Genomic DNA, 23,156 nt, shown 5'->3' with positions numbered 1-23,156 from the left:
GAACGAATTGTTGAATTTTTTGAATTAGCGAAGGAACCATCATGAACGTTTTCTACGACAAAGACGCTGACCTCTCCCTCATCAAGGGCAAGCAAGTCACGATCATCGGCTACGGCTCGCAAGGCCATGCACACGCGCTGAACCTGAAGGAAAGCGGCGTGAACGTGACGGTCGGCCTGCGCAAGGGCGGCGCGTCGTGGAGCAAGGCCGAAAACGCCGGCCTGTCGGTCAAGGAAGTCGCGGAAGCGGTGAAGGGCGCGGACGTCGTGATGATGCTGCTGCCGGACGAGCAGATCGCCGACGTGTACGCGAAGGAAGTGCACGCGAACATCAAGCAGGGCGCGGCGCTCGCGTTCGCACACGGCTTCAACGTCCACTACGGCCAGGTGATCCCGCGCGCCGACCTCGACGTGATCATGATCGCGCCGAAGGCACCGGGCCACACCGTGCGCGGCACGTACTCGCAAGGCGGCGGCGTGCCGCACCTGATCGCGGTTGCGCAGAACAAGTCGGGCGCGGCACGCGACATCGCGCTGTCGTACGCGGCAGCGAACGGCGGCGGCCGTGCCGGCATCATCGAGACGAACTTCCGTGAAGAAACCGAAACCGACCTGTTCGGCGAGCAGGCCGTGCTGTGCGGCGGTACCGTCGAGCTGATCAAGGCAGGCTTCGAGACGCTGGTCGAAGCAGGCTACGCGCCGGAAATGGCGTACTTCGAGTGCCTGCACGAACTGAAGCTGATCGTCGACCTGATCTACGAAGGCGGCATCGCGAACATGAACTACTCGATCTCGAACAACGCCGAGTACGGCGAGTACGTGACGGGCCCGCGCGTTGTCACGGAAGAGACGAAGAAGGCGATGAAGCAGTGCCTGACCGACATCCAGACGGGCGAGTACGCAAAGAGCTTCATTCTCGAGAACAAGGCAGGCGCTCCGACGCTGCAGTCGCGCCGCCGCCTGACGGCCGAGCACCAGATCGAGCAGGTCGGCGCGAAGCTGCGCGCGATGATGCCGTGGATCGCGAAGAACAAGCTCGTCGACCAGACGAAGAACTAAGCACCGCGTGCTGTTCCGGCCCTTCGAGTGGAGGGTCGGCATCAAAAAGCCGTCCGAAGGCAGCAGTGCCCCGGGCGGCTTTTGTTATGCTACGGGCTTTGCAATTCACCGAACACAGAACGAATCCATGAACTATCCTCATCCGATCATCGCGCGCGAAGGCTGGCCGTTCATCGCGATTGCTGCCGTCATCGCGCTGTTGATCCATGCCGTCGGGGGCTTCGGCTTCGCGTGGCCGTTCTGGCTGCTGCTCGCCTTCGTCGTCCAGTTCTTCCGCGATCCGCAGCGCCCGATCCCGGCGCAGCCGAACGCGGTGCTGTGCCCGGCGGACGGCCGCATCGTCGCGGTCGAGACCGCGCAGGACCCGTACGCGAACCGCGAAGCGCTGAAGATCAGCGTGTTCATGAATGTCTTCAACGTCCATTCGCAGCGTTCGCCGGTCGATGGCGCGATCACCAAGGTCGAGTACTTCCCGGGCGCGTTCCTGAACGCGGCGATCGACAAGGCGTCGACCGAGAACGAGCGCAACGCGGTCGTGATCCAGACGGCGAGCGGCAAGACCGTCACCGCCGTGCAGATCGCGGGCCTCGTCGCCCGTCGGATTCTCTGCTACGTGCGCGCCGGCGAGCCGCTGTCGCGCGGCCAGCGCTACGGTTTCATCCGCTTCGGTTCGCGCGTCGACGTGTACCTGCCGATCGGCAGCCGCGCGAAGGTGTCGATCGGCGAGAAGGTCTACGCGTCGTCGACGATCCTCGCCGAGCTCGAACAGTAAGCGGCGGGACGCCACGATGGCCGCATTCAAACCGCGCCGGTCGCGCAACGGCTCCAGCCAGACGCCACGCCCGTTCCGCCGCAACAAGGGGATGGCACCCGATCCGGTGCCCATCGAGAGCCGCCGCGCTTCGCGCCAGCGGTTCCTGAAGACGCGCGGCATCTACCTGCTGCCGAACGCGTTCACGACCGCCGCGCTGTTCTGCGGTTTTTTCGCGGTCGTGCAGGCGATGAACGTGCGTTTCGAGATCGCCGCGATCGCGATTTTCGTCGCGATGGTGCTCGACGGGATGGACGGGCGCGTCGCGCGCATGACGCACACGCAGAGCGCGTTCGGCGAGCAGTTCGACAGCCTGTCGGACATGGTGTCGTTCGGCGTTGCGCCCGCGCTCGTGATGTACGAGTGGGTGCTGAAGGATCTCGGCCGTTGGGGCTGGCTCGCCGCGTTCGTCTACTGCTCGGGCGCCGCGCTGCGCCTCGCGCGCTTCAATACGAACATCGGCGTCGTCGACAAACGCTTCTTCCAGGGGTTGCCGAGCCCGGCCGCCGCCGCGCTGATCGCGGGTTTCGTGTGGCTCGCGACCGACAACCGCGTGCCGATGAAGCTCGGCTGGCTGCCGTGGGTTGCGTTCGTGCTGACGATCTACGCGGGCGTGACGATGGTGTCGAACGCGCCGTTCTACAGCGGCAAGGCGCTCGACGTGCGGCACCGCGTGCCGTTCGCGGCGATCCTGCTGGTTGTCGTCGCGTTCGTGCTCGTGTCGTCCGACCCGCCGCTGATGCTGTTCTGCCTGTTCGTGCTGTACGGGTTGTCCGGCTACGTGTTCTGGGCCTACATGGCGATCCGCGGGCGCGCGAATCCGGCGCGCTCGTCGCAGCGCGATCACTGACACGCGATCTGCCCGGAAACGGCGGCCTCGGGGCCGCCGTTTTCATTTGCCCCTTTTTCAAGCCGGGCCACCGGACTCCCGGGTGCCGTCCGATTGCGCACCCAACGGAATGCCGCTATAGTCTTCGGCATGACTGCATTTCCCCGCCTCCCCCTCCTTCTAGCCGGTGCGCCGCTACGCGCGCTAGCTTTGGCGCGCCTGCCGCGCTGACCGTTCTCGCCCTCCGTCAAGCCTCGTCTGTTGTTGAGCGTCGCCAGCGGTGGCGCGATCTCGTTACGTTTGACTTCCGTATAAAGAGCCCTGGAGCCCCCCCATGACAGACAAGCTGATCATTTTCGATACGACGTTACGTGACGGCGAGCAATCGCCCGGTGCGTCGATGACGAAGGAAGAGAAAATCCGCATCGCGAAAAACCTCGAGCGGATGAAGGTCGACGTGATCGAGGCCGGTTTCGCGGCCAGCTCGAACGGCGATTTCGACGCGATCCACGCGATCGCCGGTCTCGTGAAGGACAGCACGATCTGTTCGCTGGCGCGGGCCAACGACAAGGACATCCAGCGCGCGGCCGACGCGCTGAAGCCGGCCAACAGCTTCCGGATCCACACGTTCATCGCGACGTCGCCGCTGCACATGGAGAAGAAGCTGCGGATGACGCCCGACCAGGTGTTCGAGCAGGCGCGCCTCGCGGTGCGTTTCGCGCGCAAGTTCACCGACAACGTCGAATTCTCGCCGGAAGACGGCAGCCGCTCCGACATGGATTTCCTGTGCCGCGTGCTGGAAGCCGTGATCGCCGAAGGCGCGACGACGATCAACATCGCCGACACCGTCGGCTACGGCGTGCCGGAACTCTACGGCAACCTCGTGAAGACGTTGCGCGAGCGCATTCCGAACTCGGACAAGGCGATCTTCTCGGTGCACTGCCATAACGACCTCGGGATGGCCGTCGCGAACTCGCTCGCGGGCGTGAAGATCGGCGGTGCGCGTCAGGTCGAGTGCACGATCAACGGTCTCGGCGAACGCGCGGGCAATACGTCGCTCGAAGAAATCGTGATGGCCGTGAAGACGCGCAAGGATTACTTCGGCCTCGACGTCGGCATCGACACCACGCAGATCGTGCCGACGTCGAAGCTCGTGTCGCAGATCACCGGTTTCGTCGTGCAGCCGAACAAGGCGGTGGTCGGTGCGAACGCGTTCGCGCACGCGTCGGGCATCCACCAGGACGGCGTGCTGAAGGCGCGCGACACCTACGAGATCATGCGAGCGGAAGACGTGGGCTGGTCCGCGAACAAGATCGTGCTCGGCAAGCTGTCGGGCCGCAACGCGTTCAAGCAGCGCCTGCAGGAGCTTGGCGTATCGCTCGACAGCGAAGCGGAACTGAACGCCGCGTTCATGCGCTTCAAGGATCTGGCCGACCGCAAGGCCGAGATCTTCGACGAGGACATCATCGCGATCGTGTCCGAGGAATCGGCATTCGCGCACGAGCAGGAACACTTCAAGTTCGTGTCGCTGTCGCAGCGTTCGGAAACGGGCGAGCAGCCGCAGGCGAAAATCGTGTTCGCGGTCGAAGGCAAGGAAGTGACCGGCGAGGCGCGCGGCAACGGTCCGGTCGACGCGACGTTCAACGCGATCGAGGGCGAAGTCGGCAGCGGGTCCGAACTGCTGCTGTACTCGGTGAACGCAATCACGACCGGCACGCAGGCGCAGGGCGAAGTGACCGTCCGGCTGTCGAAGAGCGGGCGGATCGTCAACGGCGTCGGCACCGATCCGGACATCGTCGCCGCGTCCGCCAAGGCGTACATCTCCGCGCTGAACAAGCTGCATTCGAAGGACGACAAGGTCAACCCGCAGCGCTCGTAAGCGCCGCGCGCAGCGCATCACCGAAACGCCCCGTGCGGCCCTGCGCCGCTGAACTGCACCCCAAAAGTTGGAATTTGATCCGACCTTTGGGGTGTTTTTTCATCTACCGCTCATTCGGCGGCCGGTGTGCGGAACAGCCAGCGGCGCGCAGCCGGGCGGGGCGCCGGGTTGCGTCGGCGGAACTCGACCGCGATCCCGCGCCGCGGTGCATCGGCGACGAACGCGTCGAGCAGTTCGAGCACGTCGTGATCGATGTAGTCGGCGCGCGTCGCGTCGATGATGACCGCCGCCCGGTCCGGAATGTGCCGCAGGTGGTGCTTGACCTGCACCTTGCCGAGAAACGACACGTCCTTGCGGAACGACAGCAGGAAGTGATCGTCGTGCTGAGCGAGCGTGACGGGGCTCTTCAGGTTCGCGACGGCGACCGCCAGCACGCTGCATGCGAGGCCAAGCGCGATGCCGAACAGCAGGTCGACCGCGAGTACGCCGGCGATCGTTGCGGCGAACGGCACGAACGCGGCCGGCCCCTGCTTCATCACCGAGCGGAACAGCGCCGGTTTCGCGAGCTTGAAGCCGGTGTGGATCAGGATCGCGGCGAGGCTCGCGAGCGGGATCAGGTTGATCAGGCCGGTGAGCGCGAACACGCTCGCGAGCAGCAGCATCCCGTGGACGATCGCCGACATCCGGCTTTGCGCGCCCGCATTGACGTTGACCGAGCTGCGCACGATCACCGACGTGATCGGCAGGCCGCCGAACGCGCCCGCGACGAGATTGCCGACGCCTTGGGCCTTCAGTTCACGGTCGGGCTGGGTGGGCCGGCGCTTCGGGTCGATCTGCTCGACCGCTTCGAGGCTCAGCAGCGTCTCGAGGCTCGCGACGACCGCGAGCGTGATCGCGACACGCCACACGTCAGGATTGACGAGTTGTGCGAAATTCGGGCCGAGCTCCGCGTGCTTGAGCGATGCCGCGAAGGCCGCGAACGATCCGAGTTCGGGCAGCGTCACGCGATGGGCGGCGCCCGGCGCGATCGACGGCGCGACGAAGCCCAGCACGAGCGTCGCGCCGATGCCCAGCACGACGACCGCGAGCGGCGCGGGCACCGAACGCACCAGCGCGAAGCGGCGCAGCGCGGGCGTGTCCCACGCGATCAGCAGCGCGAGCGATGCGAGCGCGATGGCCGTGGCGGCCCACGCGACGGGCAGGCCCGGCCAGTTCGCAAACGATTGCGCGCCCGAGCCGCCGATGCCGAACGCGAACGGAATCTGCTTCACGATCAGCAGCAGGCCGATCGCGGCGAGCATGCCCTTGATGACGGGCGACGGCACGTAGGCGGCGAAACGGCCGGCGCGCAGCATGCCGAACCCGAACTGCAGCACGCCGGACAGCAGCACCGCGAGCAGGAATGCGGAGAAGCTGCCGAGTTGCGCGATCCCTTCGACGACGATCACGACGAGGCCGGCGGCCGGCCCGCTGACGGACAGCGACGAGCCGCTCAGCAGCGCGACGACGATACCGCCGACGATACCGGACACGAGCCCGGCGAACGGCTCGACGCCGGACGCATTCGCGATACCGAGACAGAGCGGCAGCGCGACGAGGAAAACGACGATGCCGGCGACGATGTCGCGCGGCAGGGTGGACAGGCGCTCGTTCAGTTTCATGGTTGGGGCGATTTCATTGGCGTAGGGGACGGGGGATGAGTCAGCCGAGCGCGGCGGTCGTTGCGGCTTGCACGGGCTCGACGTCGGCGGGCAATGTGGCGTAGCCGGAATCGAGTTCCTGCAGGCGGCCGTCGGCGAGCGAAAAGATCCAGCCGTGCACGAGCGGCGGCCGTTCCCGGCCGCGCACGATCGGCGACGCGCGCAGCAGCCGCACCTGTTCGAGCACGTTCAGCTCGGCGAGGCGGTCCGCGGCGGCCGTGTCGTCGAGTCCGTCGAGCGTGTCGCGATGGCGCCGCGCGAGCGCGCAGAGCGGTGCGATGCGGCGCGCGACGTGCGGCAGCTCGGACGGCGGCGGCAGCAGCGACGCGCGCACGCCGCCGCACCCGTAGTGTCCGCACACGATCACGTGGTCGACCTGCAGTACACGCACCGCGTACTCGAGCACGCTGGCGGAATTGTCGTCGTCGGGATGGAACAGGTTCGCGATGTTGCGATGGACGAACAGCTCGCCGGGCGCGCAGTGCGTGATGGTTTCGGCGGGCACGCGGCTGTCCGAGCAGCCGATCCACAGCACGCGCGGATTCTGGCCGCGCGCGAGCGCGTCGAAAAAGCCGGGCGTGTGTTCGCGCGTTTCGCGGGCCCACGCGATGTTGGCGACCAGCATGCTCTTGGGGCGGTTCATGAGGACTCCTTTATGACAAAGGCAAATAAATATCGACCGAAATGGCGCAATGGAATTCTTTCTAATTTGAAAGGTTGAATTTCGACCGATATTAGGGGTATGCCCTAGCACTGCGGGGCATTGAAACAAATTGTTTCAAATTGGTTTGGTGTAGTGCATCGCATGCACCAACCCAACGCATGACATGCATTGCACATGCCTGTTTCCACGCACAGGCCCGTATGGCGGGGATTTCAGCGTGCCGCCATCGAACTGTCATCGATCGGAAAAGATTTCCGCCGTATTTCCTGAATTAATCGGGTGGCGGAAAAAAGGAGCGGCCATTCACGCAATAATTCGTGAATGGCCATTGTGAAAATTGCGCGTAAATGCGTAATTGGTCAGAACAGGTTGCGGCGATCGGGATCGTGCAGCGGGTCCGGCGTTTTCTGCGTGATACGCAGGATGCCCTGCGGATCGAAGTAGAAGCTGTACATCATGTACCAGACGTTGTCCTCGAGATACCGGTACGTCCACACCTCGCGCTTCATCAGCGGGAAGTAGGACGTCTCGACGGGGCGTCCGAAATTGACGAGGACATCGGTCTTCGTCCACTTGCCGATCTCCGCACGATAGAACTCGCTCGGCTGCAGCACCTGGCGTACGTTGACGATCTTGTGGGCCGCGTCGACGTCGGCCGCGACCGTGACCTCGCCCATCGGCTGAGTCGGCCACATCAGGCGCTTGCCGCCGCCGGGCAGGTCGTAGATCTCGCGCGGCGGACCCATGCGCGCGACGATTGCCGACTCGTCCTGGCCGGCCTGGTATTGCTGCCACGGTTGCGCACAACCGGCCAGCAGCGCGGCGGCACAGGCGAGCAGCACCGGCAGGCGCGCGGGAATGCGTATGCGCATGGGGATTCTCCAGAACACGGAAACACACTCCGTTGTATCACGGACGGCGTGGGACGGCACCTCGCGCCGAAAAAATCGGTACGGATCGCCGACGCTGCCGCGCTTGCGGCCGGCAGGGACGCCGGCCTATGATCCGCGCTTCTCGGGCAGATTGAAGGGCAGGTAGCCGATGCAGGGGTGGAGGCGGTGCGCGCTCGCGTTGAGCGCGGGGTGGATGCTGGTGTCGTCCGCGTTTGCCGGCGGCGAGCCGGTGCGGATCGCGCTGATCGAAGGGATGTCGGGCCCGTTCGCGAACGCGGGCGCGGCGGTCGAGCGCAACCTGCGCTTCGGCATCGAGCAGGTCAACGCGGCGGGCGGCGTGAAGCTGCGCGACGGCGCGCATCCGCTCGAGCTCGTCGTGCTCGACAGCAAGGGTAGCCCGGAGGAGGCGCTCGTGCAGTTGCGAGCGGCCGCGGGCCGGCATATCGGTTTCGTCGCGCAGGGCAACAGTTCGGCCGTCGCGGCCGCGCTCGTCGCGGCGCTCGACAAGCTGAACGCACGCGATCCGGACAACCGGATGCTGTTCCTCAACTATTCGGCCGACGACCCGGCGCTGACCGGCGCGCGCTGCAGTTTCTGGCATTTCCGCTTCGACGCGCACGCGGGAATGCGGATGGCCGCGCTCGCGGACGTGATGGCGCGCGACCGCGCGCTGCGCAAGGTCTATCTGCTGAACCAGGACTACAGTTTCGGCCGCGACGTCAGCACGCTCGCGCGGCAGGCGCTGGCCGCGCGGCGCCCGGACGTGACGATCGCCGGTGACGAATTCCACCCGATCGGCCGGATCAAGGATTTCTCGCCGTATATCGCGAAGATCCGCGCGAGCGGCGCGGACGCCGTCGTGACCGGCAACTGGGGCAACGACCTCACGCTGCTCGTGAAGGCGGCGCGCGAGCAGGGGCTGAACGCGAAGTTCTATACGTTCTACGGCAACAGCCTCGGCGCGCCGGCCGCGCTCGGCGATGCGGGCGTCGGGCGGGTCGTCGCCGTGGCGGACTGGCACCCGAACGCGGGCGGCGCGAAATCCGACGCGTTCTACCGCGCGTTCCGGACCCGTTTCCCGGCCGCGCAGGACGACTATCCGGTGCGGCGGATGAGCCTGATGATCGAAATGCTGGCCGCCGCGATGAACCGTGCCGGGTCGGCCGACCCCGTCGCGGTCGCGCGTGCGCTCGAGGGCTTGTCGTTCGACGACGGCTTCCATGCGTCGCGGATGCGCGCACAGGATCATCAGTTGATCCAGCCCCTTTACGTGATGGAGATGGACAAGGTCGGCAAGCCGGGGGTGCGCTTCGATAACGAGGGTTCGGGCTACGGCTTCCGGACGGTGCTGGCGGCACCGGCGCAGCGCACGGAAATGCCGTCGACCTGTTCGATGACGCGCCCGTGACAGGGGCGGTAGGAACGGTGTGGAGTTGTGTTACAATGCCCGCCGGTTGTAAGTCACGGCACGGCCATTCTTCCGTGTCCGCCTGTTCAGTTAGAAAGGAAATCACATGTCTGTTGCAGATATCAAGAAGTCGGAAGTCGTTGCTCAGTTCGCCCGCGGTACCAACGACACGGGGTCGCCCGAAGTCCAGGTCGCACTGCTGACCGCACGTATCGTCGAACTGACGGGTCACTTCAAGACCCACGCGAAGGATCACCACAGCCGCCGCGGCCTGCTGCGCATGGTTAGCCGCCGCCGCAAGCTGCTCGACTACCTCAAGGGCAAGGATGCCGACCGTTACCGCGCACTGATCGAGAAGCTGGGTCTGCGTAAGTAATCGAGGCGATTGCCGCCAGCAAGATGCCTGTGTCAGTCCGCTGATACAGGCATTTTGTTTTTGCGCGGTGCGTAGCGTCACACGCACCGCAGGCTGTCAGGCACGTTCGTGCCGGGCTGCCGCAACGGCTGATACCGGGGTCGGGATTTGTGTCATTCCAGCGCGTCGCTGCCCGAGCGCCGCGCTGGAATGGCATAAAAAACACACCTTGCTCCGGGTGATTCGGTCGGGACGCCGCCGCGCGGGATGGCCTGTGCGGCGAATGAAATGCATGAATTCAAAGGAGCAACCATGTCCATGTTCAACAAGGTCGTGAAGGAATTCCAGTGGGGCCAGCACAAGGTGCGCCTCGAAACCGGTGAAGTCGCTCGCCAGGCAAGCGGCGCCGTGATCGTCGACGTCGAAGACACCGTCGTGCTGGCAACCGTCGTCGGCGCGAAGTCGGCGAAGCCGGGTCAGGATTTCTTCCCGCTGACCGTCGACTACCTCGAAAAGACCTACTCGGCAGGCAAGATCCCGGGCGGCTTCTTCCGCCGCGAAGGCCGTCCGTCGGAGCACGAAACGCTGACGTCGCGCCTGATCGACCGTCCGCTGCGCCCGCTGTTCCCGGAAGGCTTCTACAACGAAGTCCAGGTCGTGATCCACGTGCTGTCCGTGAACCCGGAAGTCCCGGCGGACATCCCCGCGCTGATCGGCGCATCGGCTGCGCTCGCCGTGTCGGGCCTGCCGTTCAACGGCCCGGTCGGTGCCGCGCGCGTCGCGTACATCGACAACGCCTACGTGCTGAACCCGACGCGTGACCAGATCAAGGCATCGAGCCTCGACCTCGTCGTCGCGGGTACGGAACGCGCGGTGCTGATGGTCGAGTCGGAAGCCGACCAACTGTCGGAAGACGTGATGCTGGGCGCCGTGGTGTTCGGCCACGAGCAGATGCAAGTGGCGATCGACGCGATCCACGAACTGGTGCGCGAAGGCGGCAAGCCCGAGTGGGACTGGCAGCCGGCGCCGAAGAACGAGGCGCTGATCGCGCGCGTGACCGAGCTGGCGCAGAACGACCTGCTCGCCGCTTACCAGCTCCGCGACAAGCAGGCTCGCTCGACGAAGCTGAAGGAAGTCTATTCGGCGACTTCGGCGAAGCTCGAGGAAGACGCACTGGCGGCCGGCACGGTTGCTGCCGACAAGGCCACCGTCGGCAACGTGCTGTTCGACATCGAGGCAAGGATCGTCCGTTCGCAGATCCTGAACGGCGAGCCGCGCATCGACGGCCGCGACACGCGCACCGTGCGCCCGATCGAGATCCGCACCGGCGTGCTGCCGCGCACCCACGGCTCGGCGCTGTTCACGCGCGGCGAGACGCAGGCGCTGGTCGTCGCGACGCTCGGCACGAAGGGTGACGAGCAGATCATCGACGCGCTCGAAGGCGAATACCGCGAGCGCTTCATGCTCCACTACAACATGCCCCCGTTCGCGACCGGCGAAACGGGCCGCGTCGGCTCGCCGAAGCGCCGCGAAATCGGCCACGGCCGCCTCGCGAAGCGCGCGCTGGTCAAGTGCCTGCCGAGCGCCGACGAATTCGGCTACTCGATCCGCGTCGTGTCGGAAATCACCGAGTCGAACGGTTCGTCGTCGATGGCATCGGTGTGCGGCGGTTGCCTCGCGCTGATGGACGCCGGCGTGCCGATGAAGGCGCACGTCGCGGGTATCGCGATGGGCCTGATCCTCGAAGGCAACAAATTCGCGGTGCTGACCGACATCCTCGGCGACGAAGATCACCTCGGCGACATGGACTTCAAGGTGGCCGGCACGGAGCAAGGCGTGACGGCGCTGCAGATGGACATCAAGATCCAGGGCATCACGAAGGAAATCATGCAGGTCGCGCTCGCGCAGGCGAAGGAAGGCCGCATGCACATCCTGGGCAAGATGACGTCGGCTGTCTCGGGTGCGAACACGCAACTGTCGGAATTCGCGCCGCGCATGATCACGATCAAGATCAACCCGGAAAAGATCCGCGACGTGATCGGCAAGGGCGGTTCGGTGATCCGCGCGCTGACGGAAGAAACGGGCACGACCATCGACATCTCGGACGACGGCGTCGTGACGATCGCGAGCACGAACAGCGACGGCATGGCCGAAGCGAAGAAGCGCATCGAGAACATCACGGCCGAGATCGAAGTCGGCCAGGTGTACGAAGGCACGGTGCTGAAGCTGCTCGATTTCGGTGCGATCGTGAACCTGCTGCCGGGCAAGGACGGCCTGCTGCACATCTCGGAAATCGTCAACGAGCGCGTGAAGGACATCAACGACTACCTGAAGGAAGGCCAGCAGGTCAAGGTCAAGGTGATCCAGACGGACGAGAAGGGTCGTGTGCGTCTGTCGGCAAAGGCGCTGCTGAATGAAGCAGCGGCGGCGTCGCAGTCGGACGCGCCGCCGCAGCAGTAAGCGGGCAGGCGGACCAGCGGCCGGCAGTGCGAAAGCGCGCCGGCCGTTTTTTCTGTAGCATCGTTGTGCGGCGCAGCAGCGCCGGCGAGGCGCCCGTGCCGCGCGCACGGGCGCCATCCGATTCCGATCCTGGAGCCACCGTCACCATGAAAGCCATCGAAATCACCGAATTCGGCGCCCCCGACGTGCTGAAGCTTGCGGAGCGTCCGCGCCCCGAACCGAAGCGCGGCGAGGTGCTGATCAAGGTGGCGGCTTCCGGCGTGAATCGGCCCGACGTATTCCAGCGCAAGGGCGCCTATGCGCCGCCGCCGGGCGCGTCGGATCTGCCGGGCCTGGAGGTTGCGGGCCAGATCGTCGGCGGCGACCTGTCCGATGCCGCGCTGAACCCGTTCGGCCTGAAGCTCGGCGATCGCGTGTGTGCGCTGCTCGCGGGCGGCGGTTATGCCGAGTACGCGGTCGCGCCGCTGCCGCAATGCCTGCCGGTGCCCGACGGGCTCACCGATATCGAGGCCGCATCGCTTCCCGAAACGTTCTTCACCGTATGGAGCAACGTGTTCGATCGCGCGCAGCTCGGCGCGGGCGAGGGTGGCGAGCAGGAAACGCTGCTCGTGCAGGGTGGCTCGAGCGGCATCGGCGTGACGGCGATCCAGATCGCGCATGCGCTCGGTTTTCGCGTGTTCGCGACGGCCGGTACCACTGACAAGTGTCGGGCGTGCGAGGCGCTCGGCGCGGAGCGCGCAATCAACTACAAGACCGAAGACTTCGTCGAGGTCGTGAAGTCGCTGACCCACGATCGCGGCGTCGACGTGATCCTCGACATGGTGGCGGGCTCGTACGTGCCGCGCGAGCTGTCCGCGCTCGCGGACGGCGGTCGTCTCGTGCTGATCGCGCTGCTCGGCGGTGCGAAGGCCGATGTCAACCTGAGCGAGATCCTGCGGCGCCGGCTGACGGTCACGGGTTCCACGCTGCGGCCGCGCCCGGTCGAGTTCAAGGCGCGCATCGCCGCGCAACTGAAGGCGCGCGTGTGGCCGCTGATCGCAGACGGCCGCATCAAGCCGGTGATCTATCGCGTGCTGCCGGCCGCGGAAGCCGCGCAGGCGCATGCGCTGATGGAAAGCAGCGAGCACACCGGCAAGATCGTGCTCGATTGGGGTACGAACGCCTGACGGCCCATGCGGCCGGGCTTGACATGCGCGGTTTGACCGGTTCAAGCCGTGCGCAGTAAAATCGCGGGTTTGCTTCGCCAGATCAAACCTGACGGCCGGTTTCCGGCGCGTCAATGACACAGCGGTGACGAGACAGACACGATGTCGAAACAGAGAACTAAGCGGGTGATCGGCAACTGGAAGATGCACGGCCGGCTGGCCGGCAACCAGGCGTTGCTGAACGAAGTGGTGCAGGGCGCGGGCGCGGTGGCGGCCGAAACGTCGGTCGGCGTGTGCGTGCCGTTCCCGTATCTCGCGCAGGTTCAGGCGCAGCTCGACGGCGGCCGTGTCGCCTGGGGCGCGCAGGATGTGTCCGCGCACGAACAGGGCGCGTTCACCGGCGAAGTGGCGGCCGCGATGGTTGCGGAATTCGGCGCACGCTATGCGATCGTCGGCCACTCGGAGCGTCGCGCGTATCACGGCGAGCGCAACGAGACGGTTGCGGCGAAAGCGCAGCGCGCGCTCGCGGCCGGCCTCACGCCGGTCGTGTGCGTCGGCGAGACGCTCGACGAGCGCGAGTCGGGTGCGACCGAGCAGGTCGTCGGTGCGCAGCTCGACGCGGTGCTGGCCGTGCTGACGGCCGACGAGGCTGCACGTATCGTCGTCGCGTACGAGCCGGTCTGGGCGATCGGCACGGGCAGGAGCGCGACGTCGGCGCAGGCACAGGACGTGCACGCGTTCCTGCGTGCGCGTCTCGCGGCAAAGGGCGCGGCTGACGTGTCCGTTCTGTACGGCGGCAGCGTGAAGCCGGACAACGCGGAAGAGCTGTTTGCGCAGCCGGACATCGACGGTGGCCTGATCGGCGGCGCGTCGCTGAAGGCGGAAGATTTCCTGGCGATCTGCCGGGCCGCGCGTTGAGCGGTCCGCGATCGAATTGAACCATGAAGGCGGCCGGTCGATCCGGTCGCCCGATCCAATCGGGTGGGTGTGATGCTGTTATTCAAGACGCTGATTATTGTGGTGCAGGTACTGTCTGCACTCGGTGTGATTGGTCTCGTGCTGCTGCAGCACGGCAAGGGTGCCGACATGGGCGCCGCATTCGGCAGCGGCGCGTCGGGCAGCCTGTTCGGTGCGACGGGCTCGGCGAACTTCCTGTCGCGCACGACGGGCATTCTCGCGACGATCTTTTTTATCGCGACGCTCGCGCTGACGTACCTCGGTTCGTACAAGTCGACGCCGTCGGCAGGCGTGCTCGGCGCGGCAGCGACCGCACCGGCATCGGCGCCTGCAGCGTCGGCGCCGGCTGTTGCGGCATCCGCTGCCGCGGGTTCGGCGGCAAGCGCGCCGGGCCAGGATGTCCCGAAATAAAAGGTCAAATTTTTTGCGTTTGTGCGTTGAACAATTCCGGAAGTCGGGTTAGAATTTAATTCTTGAAGCGATTCGCGGGAAACAAGCAGCACAACCCGAGTTGCATGCAGTGCCGACGTGGTGAAATTGGTAGACACGCTATCTTGAGGGGGTAGTGGCGAAAGCTGTGCGAGTTCGAGTCTCGCCGTCGGCACCAAAGTTACTCAATGCCAGCCGCTTCCAGTGGCTGGCATTTTTCATTTGTGGGGTGTGCTTGCGATTGTCTTGCGATCGCCTGTACTCCGAAATGATTCCTTCCGCCGGAAGTGGTATTCTCCGGACGCTCAGAACCAACCGATAGAGGATTGCCTTGAACCTCGCAGCCTATTACCCCGTCTTGTTGTTCCTCCTCGTGGGCACTGGTTTAGGTATAGCGCTGGTCAGCATCGGCAAGCTCCTTGGTCCCAACAAGCCGGACGTCGAGAAGAACGCACCATACGAGTGCGGCTTCGAAGCCTTTGAAGACGCCCGGATGAAATTCGACGTCCGGTATTACCTCGTCGCCATCCTGTTCATCATCTTCGATCTCGAAACCGCATTCCTGTTTCCGTGGGGCGTCGCGCTCCGGGACATCGGCTGGCCGGGTTTCATCGCAATGATGATTTTCCTGCTCGAATTCCTACTGGGCTTTGCCTATATCTGGAAGAAAGGCGGGCTCGACTGGGAGTGATGGGTTAATCGCCGGTTTGCATGGGCGGCCACGCTCGGTCGCTCGTCTGGAGTGGAAAGCAAATGAGTATCGAAGGGGTCTTGAAGGAAGGGTTTGTCACCACGACGGCTGACAAGCTGATCAACTGGACGCGTACCGGCTCGCTGTGGCCGATGACGTTCGGGCTCGCGTGTTGTGCCGTCGAGATGATGCATGCGGGCGCGGCCCGTTACGATCTGGACCGGTTCGGCGTCGTGTTTCGTCCGAGCCCGCGTCAGTCTGACGTGATGATCGTCGCCGGCACGCTCTGCAACAAGATGGCGCCCGCGCTGCGCCGCGTGTACGACCAGATGGCCGAGCCGCGCTGGGTGATCTCGATGGGGTCGTGCGCGAACGGCGGTGGTTACTACCACTACTCGTACTCGGTGGTCCGCGGCTGCGACCGGATCGTGCCGGTCGACGTCTACGTGCCGGGCTGCCCGCCCACGGCCGAGGCGCTGGTCTACGGCGTGATCCAGCTTCAGGCGAAGATCCGCCGCACCAATACCATCGCCCGTCAATAAAGCCCCGAGCGTCCCCTCAATATGGCAAGCAAAATCGAGATCCTCAAGGCAAACCTCGAAGCCGCGCTCGGCGCGAGCGTGGTGAGCCTCACCGAAGCGATCGGTGAACTGACGCTCGTCGTGAAGGCGAGCGATTACCTCGAAGTCGCAAAGACGCTGCGCGACGATCCGAAGCTGCGTTTCGAGCAACTGATCGACCTCTGCGGCGTCGACTACCAGACCTTCGGCGACGGCGCCTACGACGGCCCGCGTTTCGCGGCCGTGTCGCACCTGCTGTCGGTCACGAACAACTGGCGCCTGCGCCTGCGTGCGTTCGCGCCGGACGACGACCTGCCGATCGTGGCATCGCTGGTCGACATCTGGACGTCCGCGAACTGGTACGAGCGCGAAGCGTTCGACCTGTACGGCATCGTGTTCGAAGGCCACCCCGACCTGCGCCGCATCCTCACCGACTACGGCTTCATCGGCCACCCGTTCCGCAAGGACTTCCCGGTGTCGGGTTATGTCGAAATGCGTTACGACCCGGAAGAGAAGCGGGTCGTGTACCAGCCGGTGACGATCGAGCCGCGCGAAATCACGCCGCGCGTGATCCGCGAGGATCGCTATGGCGGTCTGAAACATTAAGGGGGCGTCATGGCAGAAATCAAGAACTACACGCTCAACTTCGGCCCGCAGCACCCGGCAGCGCACGGCGTGCTGCGCCTCGTGCTCGAGCTCGACGGCGAAGTCATCCAGCGTGCCGATCCGCACATCGGCCTGCTGCACCGCGCGACCGAAAAGCTCGCGGAATCCAAGACCTTCATCCAGTCCGTGCCGTACATGGATCGTCTCGACTACGTGTCGATGATGGTCAACGAGCACGGCTACGTGCTCGCGATCGAAAAGCTGCTCGGCATCGAAGTGCCGGAGCGCGCGCAGTACATCCGCGTGCTGTTCGACGAGATCACGCGCGTGCTGAACCACCTGATGTGGATCGGCGCGCACGCACTCGACGTCGGTGCGATGGCCGTGTTCCTGTACGCATTCCGCGAACGCGAAGATCTGATGGACGTGTACGAGGCGGTGTCCGGCGCGCGGATGCACGCGGCGTACTATCGTCCGGGCGGCGTCTACCGCGATCTGCCTGACGCGATGCCGCAATACAAGGCGTCGAAGATTCGCAACGAGAAGGCGCTCGCGAGGATGAACGAAGCGCGCAGCGGCTCGGTGCTCGACTTCATCGACGATTTCTTCACGCGCTTCCCGAAGTGCGTCGACGAATACGAAACGCTGCTCACCGACAACCGGATCTGGAAGCAGCGTCTGGTCGGGATCGGTGTGGTCAGCCCCGAACGTGCGCTGCAGATGGGCCTGACGGGCCCGATGCTGCGCGGCTCGGGCATCGCGTGGGACCTGCGCAAGAAGCAGCCGTACGAAGTGTACGATCGCATGGATTTCGACGTGCCGGTCGGCGTGAACGGCGATTGCTACGACCGCTATCTGGTGCGCGTCGAAGAAATGCGCCAGTCGATCCGTATCGCGAAACAGTGTATTGAGTGGCTCCGCAAGAATACGGGCCCGGTGATGACGGACAATCACAAGGTTGCACCGCCGTCGCGCGTCGGCATGAAGACCAACATGGAAGACTTGATTCACCACTTCAAGCTCTTCACCGAAGGTTTCCATGTGCCGGAAGGCGAAGCGTACGCGGCGGTCGAGCATCCGAAGGGCGAGTTCGGCATCTACCTCGTGTCGGACGGTGCCAACAAGCCGTATCGCCTCAAGATTCGCGCACCGGGCTTCGCGCACCTGGCGTCGCTCGACGAAATGGCGCGCGGTCACATGATCGCCGACGCCGTCACGATCATCGGTACGCAGGACATCGTGTTCGGCGAAATCGACCGCTAATGGTTGCGCCGCCCGCGAGAGCGGGTGGCGAGCAGTAAGTCACATGCGATGTGCGCTGAACCGGCGCGGCTTCGCAAGCTGTCAACAGAGTGAGCGCCAGGTCTGTCGTCCATGCACCCCAGTGTGCGGCAGGTTGTCCGTTCGGTAGGAATTGAAAGAGTCGTGTCTGAAAATGATCTCAGCTGAAGGCCTGAAGGAAATCGATCGAGCGTTGACGAAGTATCCCGCCGATCAGAAACAGTCCGCCGTGATGTCGGCGTTGGCCGTTGCTCAGGAAGAGCACGGCTGGCTGTCGCCCGAACTGATGCAGTTCGTTGCGGACTATCTCGGCATGCCTGCCGTCGCCGTGCAGGAAGTCGCGACGTTCTACACGATGTACGAGCTCAACCCGGTCGGCAAGCACAAGATCACGCTTTGCACGAACCTGCCGTGCCAGCTTGGCCCGCACGGCGGCGCGGAAGCGACTGCCGACTACCTGAAACAGAAGCTGGGCATCGGCTTCGGCGAAACCACGCCCGACGGCAAGTTCACGCTGAAGGAAGGCGAATGCATGGGCTCGTGCGGCGATGCGCCGGTGCTGCTGGTGAACAATCACAGAATGTGCAGCTTCATGAGCCGCGAGAAGATCGACCAGCTGCTTGAGGAGCTCTCGAAATGACGTCCCTCCACGACCGTCACATCAAACCGCTGATCCTCGCTGGTCTGAACGGCGAGAACTGGCATCTCGAAGACTACGTCGCGCGCGGCGGCTACAAGCAACTGCGCCGCATTCTCGAAGAAAAGATTCCGCCCGAGCAGGTGATTGCCGACGTCAAGGCGTCGGGCCTGCGCGGCCGTGGCGGTGCGGGCTTTCCGACCGGCCTGAAGTGGAGCTTCATGCCGCGCCAGTTCCCGGGGCAGAAGTACCTCGTCTGCAACTCGGACGAAGGCGAGCCGGGCACGTTCAAGGATCGCGACATCCTGCGCTGGAATCCGCACGCGCTGATCGAAGGCATGGCCATCGGCGCATACGCGATGGGCATTACCGTCGGCTACAACTACATCCACGGCGAAATCTTCGAAGTGTATCGACGCTTCGAGGCCGCGCTCGATGAAGCGCGCGCCGCAGGCTTCCTCGGCGACCACATCATGGGCTCCGAATTCTCGTTCCAGCTGCACGCGCACCACGGTTACGGCGCGTACATCTGCGGCGAGGAAACGGCGCTGCTCGAGTCGCTCGAAGGCAAGAAGGGCCAGCCGCGCTTCAAGCCGCCGTTCCCGGCGAGCTTCGGCGTGTACGGCAAGCCGACCACGATCAACAACACCGAGACGTTCGCCGCGGTGCCGTTCCTGCTGTCCATCGGGCCGCAGAATTATCTCGAGATCGGCAAGCCGAACAACGGCGGCACGAAGATTTTCTCGGTGTCGGGCGACGTCGAGCGTCCGGGCAACTACGAAGTGCCGCTCGGCACGCCGTTCGCGACGCTGATGGAGCTCGCCGGCGGGATGCGCGGCGGCAAGAAGATCAAGGCCGTGATTCCGGGCGGTTCGTCGGCACCGGTGATCCCGGGCGACATCATGATGCAGACCGATCTCGACTACGATTCGATCGCGAAGGCGGGCTCGATGCTCGGTTCCGGCGCGGTGATCGTGATGGACGAGACGCGCTGCATGGTGCGCTCGCTGCTGCGTCTGTCGTACTTCTACTACGAGGAATCGTGCGGCCAGTGCACGCCGTGCCGTGAAGGCACCGGCTGGCTGTATCGCGTCGTGAACCGTATCGAGCACGGCGAAGGCCGCCAGGAAGATCTGGACCTGCTGAACTCGGTTGCCGAGAACATCATGGGCCGCACGATCTGTGCGCTCGGCGATGCGGCGGCGATGCCGGTACGCGGGATGCTCAAGCACTACTGGGACGAATTCGCGTACCACGTCGAGCACAAGCACTGCATGGTCGGCGGCCACGCGCACGCGGCTGCGGCCTGAAGCGAACCCGGTTGCGGAATTTGAGCGCACGGTCGGGCGAAGGCGCGAACGGGCGGAAATAGGTTAAGGACCATTCACCATCATGGTTGAACTTGAAATAGACGGCAAGAAGGTCGAGGTGCCCGAAGGCAGCATGGTGATCCAGGCTGCGCACAAGGCGGATACGTACATTCCTCACTTCTGCTATCACAAGAAGCTGTCGGTTGCGGCCAACTGCCGGATGTGTCTCGTCGAAGTCGAGAAGATGCCGAAGGCCGTGCCTGCCTGCGCGACCCCCGTGTCGGCCGGCATGATCGTCCGCACGCAGTCCGACAAGGCTGTGAAGGCGCAGCAGTCGGTGATGGAATTCCTCCTCATCAATCACCCGCTCGATTGCCCGATCTGCGATCAGGGCGGCGAATGCCAGCTGCAGGATCTGGCGGTCGGCTACGGCAAGTCGTCGTCGCGCTACTCGGAAGAAAAGCGCGTGGTGTTCCACAAGAACGTGGGCCCGCTGATTTCGATGGAAGAAATGTCGCGCTGCATCCACTGCACGCGCTGCGTCCGCTTCGGCCAGGAAATCGCCGGCGTGATGGAGTTCGGCATGCTGGGCCGCGGCGAGCACTCGGAAATCACGACGTTCGTCGGCAAGACGGTCGACTCCGAGATGTCGGGCAACATGATCGACCTGTGCCCGGTCGGCGCGCTGACCAGCAAGCCGTTCCGCTACAGCGCCCGTACGTGGGAACTGTCGCGCCGCAAGTCGGTGAGCCCGCACGATTCCGTCGGCGCGAACCTCGTCGTGCAGGTGAAGAACAACCGCGTGATGCGCGTGCTGCCGTTCGAGAACGAAGCGATCAACGAATGCTGGATCTCGGACAAGGACCGCTTCTCGTACGAAGGCCTCAATAGCGAAGAGCGCCTGACGAAGCCGATGCTGAAGCAGGGCGGCCAGTGGATCGAAACCGACTGGCAGACCGCGCTCGAATATGTTGCGAAGGGCCTGAAGGGCATCGCCGCGGATCACGGCGCGAACGCGCTGGCGATGCTCGCGAGCGCGCACAGCACCGCTGAAGAGCTGTTCCTCGTGAAGCAGCTCGCACACGAACTGAAGACGCCGAACGTCGATTTCCGTCTGCGTCAGCAGGATTTCTCGGCGCCGGTCCAGGGCGCGCCGTGGCTCGGCATGCCGATCGCCGACCTGTCGAACGTGGACGCCGCGTTCGTCGTCGGTTCGTTCCTGCGCCGCGACCACCCGCTGTTCGCCGCCCGCCTGCGCCAGGCCGCGAAGAACGGCGCGAAGCTGCACTTCCTGCACGCGACCGGTGACGACGCACTGATCCCGACCGCGCAGCGCATCGTCGCCGCGCCGTCGGCATGGCTCGACGAGCTGGCAGGCATCGCCGCGGCCGTCGCGCAACTGCGCGGCGTCGCGCTGCCCGACACGCTCGCCGGCGTCACCGCATCGCCGGCCGCCCAGGCGGTCGCGCAGTCGCTCGCGAACGGCGAGCGCCGCGCGGTGCTGCTCGGCAACGTCGCGGTCCGCCATCCGGAATTCGCGAAGCTGCACGCGGTCGCCCAGTGGATCGCCGACAACACCGGCGCCACGTTCGGCTTTCTGACGGAAGCGGCGAACACGGTCGGCGCGCACGTCGTCGGCGCGCTGCCGGGCGAAGGTGGCCTGAACGCACGCGAAGCGTTCGCGCAGCCGCGCAAGGGCTACGTGCTGCTGAACGTCGAACCGGAATTCGACACCGCTGACCCGGCGCAGGCGCTTGCCGCGCTGAACCAGGCGGAGATGGTCGTCGTGATGTCGCCGTTCAAGCACGGCCTCGACTATGCCGACGTGCTGCTGCCGGTTGCGCCGTTCACGGAAACGGCCGGCACGTTCGTCAACGCGGAAGGCACCGTGCAGAGCTTCAACGGTGTCGTGCGTCCGCTCGGCGACACGCGTCCGGCCTGGAAGGTGCTGCGCGTGCTGGGCAGCCTGCTCGGCCTGCCGAACTTCGAATACGAGACGGCGGAAGAAGTGCGTCTCGCGGCGCTCGGCGATGAAGGCGTCGCGGGCCGCCTGTCGAACCAGACGTCGGTCGCGCCGGCGCGCGTCGCGGCGAATGCCGCGAACGGCGGATTCGAGCGCCTGGCCGATGTGCCGATCTATCACGCCGACGCGCTCGTGCGCCGCGCAGGTGCGCTGCACCTGACGGCCGCCGCGAAGGCGGCGAATGCCGCAGCCCTGCCGGCCGCGCTGTTCGACAAGCTGGGCTTGAAGGAAGGCGACGCCGTGCGCGTGCGCCAGGGCGAGCGTGCGGTGCAGTTGCCGGCCGTGCGCGACGCGAATCTTGCGGAGACGGTCGTTCGCGTGTCGGCGGCGACGCCTGCCGGCGCAGCGCTCGGCAGCCTGTCCGGTGAACTGGTGGTGGAGAAGGCGTAAATGAGCTTGTTCGATACGATCAACGCGGGCGGAGCCCAGCTTCTCGGCTTCGCGTGGCCGACGGTATGGGCAGTCGTGCGCATCCTCGTCGTCTCCGTCGTCATCCTGCTGTGCGTCGCGTACCTGATTCTGTGGGAACGCAAGCTGATCGGCTGGATGCACGTGCGTCTCGGCCCGAACCGCGTCGGCCCCGGCGGCCTGCTGCAGCCGATCGCCGACGTGCTGAAGCTGCTGCTGAAGGAAGTCATTCAGCCGAGCGCCGCCAGCCGCTGGCTGTACCTGATCGCGCCGGTCATGACCGTCGTGCCGGCGTTCGCCGTGTGGGCCGTGATCCCGTTCCAGGCCCAGGCCGTGCTCGCGAACATCAACGCGGGCCTGCTGTACGCGATGGCGATCTCGTCGATCGGCGTGTACGCAGTGATCCTCGCGGGTTGGGCGTCGAACTCGAAGTACGCGTTCCTCGGCGCGATGCGCGCCGCGGCGCAGATGGTGTCGTACGAAATCTCGATGGGCTTCGCGCTGGTGCTCGTGCTGATGACGGCCGGCAGCCTGAACATGTCGGAAATCGTCAACTCGCAGCAGCACGGCTTCTTCGCGGGCCACGGCGTGAACTTCCTGTCGTGGAACTGGCTGCCGCTCCTGCCGGCGTTCGTCGTCTACTTCATCTCGGGCATCGCCGAAACGAACCGTCACCCATTCGACGTGGTGGAAGGGGAGTCGGAAATCGTTGCCGGTCACATGATCGATTACTCGGGCATGGCGTTCGCGCTGTTCTTCCTCGCCGAGTACATCAACATGATCGTGATCTCGGCGCTGGCTGCGACGCTGTTCCTCGGCGGCTGGGATGCACCGTTCGAGTTCCTGTCGTTCATTCCGGGCATCTTCTGGCTGGTGCTGAAGGTCTTCGCACTGCTGTCGGTGTTCATCTGGGTTCGCGCGACGTTCCCGCGCTACCGTTACGACCAGATCATGCGTCTGGGCTGGAAGGTGTTCCTGCCCGTCACGGTGATCTGGGTGGTCGTGGTCGGCTTCTGGATGATGTCGCCGCTCAACATCTGGGTGAAGTAATC

At 65.0% G+C, this 23,156-nt stretch carries 21 protein-coding genes and 1 tRNA gene; 19 read left to right on the top strand and 3 right to left on the bottom strand.

Going from position 1 to position 23,156, the window contains the following annotated elements; translation table 11 throughout:
- Nucleotides 1-41 precede the first annotated feature (41 nt).
- From ilvC to OEJ37_RS28280, 4 genes are all read left to right on the top strand, one after another.
- Nucleotides 42-1,058: a ketol-acid reductoisomerase gene (gene ilvC / locus OEJ37_RS28295; RefSeq protein WP_047898620.1), complete on the top strand. Its 1,017-nt coding sequence runs from the start codon at nt 42-44 to the stop codon at nt 1,056-1,058.
- A gap of 127 nt (nt 1,059-1,185) precedes the next feature.
- Entirely contained in the window at nt 1,186-1,830 is a 645-nt protein-coding gene (locus OEJ37_RS28290; RefSeq protein WP_152856384.1) for a phosphatidylserine decarboxylase, read from the top strand.
- 16 nt (nt 1,831-1,846) lie between these two features.
- On the top strand, nt 1,847-2,719 hold the full coding sequence (gene pssA, locus OEJ37_RS28285) for a CDP-diacylglycerol--serine O-phosphatidyltransferase (RefSeq protein WP_111016497.1): 873 nt from the start codon (nt 1,847-1,849) through the stop codon (nt 2,717-2,719).
- 313 nt (nt 2,720-3,032) lie between these two features.
- On the top strand, nt 3,033-4,577 hold the full coding sequence (locus tag OEJ37_RS28280; RefSeq protein ID WP_174418222.1) for a 2-isopropylmalate synthase: 1,545 nt from the start codon (nt 3,033-3,035) through the stop codon (nt 4,575-4,577).
- Nucleotides 4,578-4,687: 110 nt separating this feature from the next.
- On the opposite strand, the gene OEJ37_RS28275 is transcribed toward OEJ37_RS28280, so the two are convergent.
- The 3 genes from OEJ37_RS28275 to OEJ37_RS28265 form a co-directional block, all read right to left on the bottom strand.
- Complete coding sequence (locus OEJ37_RS28275) at nt 4,688-6,238, bottom strand: SulP family inorganic anion transporter (RefSeq protein ID WP_263347724.1); 1,551 nt, start codon at nt 6,236-6,238, stop codon at nt 4,688-4,690.
- 40 nt (nt 6,239-6,278) lie between these two features.
- Entirely contained in the window at nt 6,279-6,920 is a 642-nt protein-coding gene (locus OEJ37_RS28270; RefSeq protein ID WP_174418224.1) for a carbonic anhydrase, read from the bottom strand.
- Between the two features lie 380 nt (nt 6,921-7,300).
- Nucleotides 7,301-7,813, bottom strand: a complete 513-nt coding sequence (locus OEJ37_RS28265; protein WP_034184881.1) for a hypothetical protein — start codon at nt 7,811-7,813, stop codon at nt 7,301-7,303.
- A 169-nt stretch (nt 7,814-7,982) separates the two neighbouring features.
- On the opposite strand from OEJ37_RS28265, the gene OEJ37_RS28260 reads away from it, so the two are divergent.
- The 15 genes from OEJ37_RS28260 to nuoH all read left to right on the top strand — a co-directional run bounded on the left by OEJ37_RS28260 (nt 7,983) and on the right by nuoH (nt 23,154).
- A complete protein-coding gene (locus tag OEJ37_RS28260; protein ID WP_263347720.1) occupies nt 7,983-9,242 on the top strand; it encodes a branched-chain amino acid ABC transporter substrate-binding protein in 1,260 nt (419 codons plus the stop codon).
- A 106-nt stretch (nt 9,243-9,348) separates the two neighbouring features.
- Nucleotides 9,349-9,618 (top strand): 30S ribosomal protein S15, encoded by a 270-nt coding sequence (gene rpsO, locus OEJ37_RS28255; protein ID WP_006398792.1) that lies wholly within the window; start codon nt 9,349-9,351, stop codon nt 9,616-9,618.
- 291 nt (nt 9,619-9,909) lie between these two features.
- Nucleotides 9,910-12,057, top strand: a complete 2,148-nt coding sequence (gene pnp, locus OEJ37_RS28250; RefSeq protein WP_263347719.1) for a polyribonucleotide nucleotidyltransferase — start codon at nt 9,910-9,912, stop codon at nt 12,055-12,057.
- Between the two features lie 146 nt (nt 12,058-12,203).
- A complete protein-coding gene (locus tag OEJ37_RS28245) occupies nt 12,204-13,223 on the top strand; it encodes an NAD(P)H-quinone oxidoreductase (RefSeq protein WP_263347716.1) in 1,020 nt (339 codons plus the stop codon).
- Nucleotides 13,224-13,364: 141 nt separating this feature from the next.
- Complete coding sequence (gene tpiA / locus OEJ37_RS28240) at nt 13,365-14,120, top strand: triose-phosphate isomerase (protein WP_175944992.1); 756 nt, start codon at nt 13,365-13,367, stop codon at nt 14,118-14,120.
- 72 nt (nt 14,121-14,192) lie between these two features.
- A complete protein-coding gene (gene secG, locus OEJ37_RS28235) occupies nt 14,193-14,570 on the top strand; it encodes a preprotein translocase subunit SecG (RefSeq protein WP_034184886.1) in 378 nt (125 codons plus the stop codon).
- 111 nt (nt 14,571-14,681) lie between these two features.
- A tRNA-Leu gene (locus OEJ37_RS28230) sits at nt 14,682-14,766 on the top strand.
- 153 nt (nt 14,767-14,919) lie between these two features.
- Complete coding sequence (locus tag OEJ37_RS28225) at nt 14,920-15,279, top strand: NADH-quinone oxidoreductase subunit A (RefSeq protein ID WP_006398798.1); 360 nt, start codon at nt 14,920-14,922, stop codon at nt 15,277-15,279.
- Nucleotides 15,280-15,341: 62 nt separating this feature from the next.
- On the top strand, nt 15,342-15,821 hold the full coding sequence (locus OEJ37_RS28220) for a NuoB/complex I 20 kDa subunit family protein (RefSeq protein WP_006398799.1): 480 nt from the start codon (nt 15,342-15,344) through the stop codon (nt 15,819-15,821).
- Nucleotides 15,822-15,842: 21 nt separating this feature from the next.
- A complete protein-coding gene (locus OEJ37_RS28215) occupies nt 15,843-16,445 on the top strand; it encodes an NADH-quinone oxidoreductase subunit C (RefSeq protein ID WP_263347712.1) in 603 nt (200 codons plus the stop codon).
- 9 nt (nt 16,446-16,454) lie between these two features.
- Nucleotides 16,455-17,708: an NADH-quinone oxidoreductase subunit D gene (locus OEJ37_RS28210; protein ID WP_175919322.1), complete on the top strand. Its 1,254-nt coding sequence runs from the start codon at nt 16,455-16,457 to the stop codon at nt 17,706-17,708.
- Nucleotides 17,709-17,880: 172 nt separating this feature from the next.
- Nucleotides 17,881-18,366, top strand: a complete 486-nt coding sequence (nuoE, locus tag OEJ37_RS28205) for an NADH-quinone oxidoreductase subunit NuoE (protein WP_006756903.1) — start codon at nt 17,881-17,883, stop codon at nt 18,364-18,366.
- A complete protein-coding gene (nuoF, locus tag OEJ37_RS28200) occupies nt 18,363-19,673 on the top strand; it encodes an NADH-quinone oxidoreductase subunit NuoF (RefSeq protein WP_034184889.1) in 1,311 nt (436 codons plus the stop codon). The genes nuoE and nuoF overlap by 4 nt, the downstream gene beginning before the upstream one ends.
- 82 nt (nt 19,674-19,755) lie before the next feature.
- Nucleotides 19,756-22,086, top strand: coding sequence for an NADH-quinone oxidoreductase subunit NuoG (gene nuoG, locus OEJ37_RS28195; protein ID WP_175919323.1), 2,331 nt, complete (start codon nt 19,756-19,758; stop codon nt 22,084-22,086).
- Nucleotides 22,087-23,154 (top strand): NADH-quinone oxidoreductase subunit NuoH, encoded by a 1,068-nt coding sequence (nuoH, locus tag OEJ37_RS28190; protein ID WP_174418233.1) that lies wholly within the window; start codon nt 22,087-22,089, stop codon nt 23,152-23,154.
- Nucleotides 23,155-23,156: the final 2 nt, after the last annotated feature.

The sequence above is a fragment of the Burkholderia sp. BKH01 genome, from assembly GCF_025685725.1.
Classification (GTDB): domain Bacteria; phylum Pseudomonadota; class Gammaproteobacteria; order Burkholderiales; family Burkholderiaceae; genus Burkholderia; species Burkholderia pyrrocinia_C.
Note: the sequence above shows the minus strand (reverse complement) of the source record. Positions and strands in the feature narration are given on the sequence as shown.